Annotated in this window: 1 pseudogene; it reads left to right on the top strand. The window is 71.8% G+C overall.

Annotated features, from left to right (window positions below):
• Positions 1-397 (top strand): annotated as a pseudogene (locus tag RM844_RS33245) (alpha/beta hydrolase); the annotation flags it as partial.

The raw sequence follows: 397 nt of genomic DNA, 5'->3' as shown, positions 1-397 counted from the left end.
GTGCGCACCCTCACCCTGATCTCGCCCGCGCTGCCCGAGTGGCGGGTGCAGCGGCCCGCCGTGCCGACCGGTCTCCTGGCGGTGCCGGGGGTCGCCCCGCTCTTCGCCCGGCTCACAAAGGACTGGACGGCGGAGCAACGGACGCGCGGAGTCATGGCACTCTGTTACGGCGATCCGGCACGGGTCTCCGACGAAGCCTTCCGTCATGCGGTGGCCGAGATGGAGCGCCGGCTGGAACTGCCGTACTTCTGGGACGCGATGACGCGTTCGGCCCGGGGCATCGTGGACGCGTACACCCTGGGCGGCCAGCACTCACTGTGGCGCCAGGCCGAGCGGGTGCTCGCACCGACCCAGCTCGTGTACGGCGGACGGGACCGGCTCGTCTCGTACCGGATGG

It is taken from the genome of Streptomyces chisholmiae, assembly GCF_031845445.1.
Taxonomy (GTDB): domain Bacteria; phylum Actinomycetota; class Actinomycetes; order Streptomycetales; family Streptomycetaceae; genus Streptomyces; species Streptomyces chisholmiae.
The sequence above is the reverse complement of the archived record's forward strand: the minus strand, read 5'-3'. Positions and strand labels throughout refer to the sequence as shown.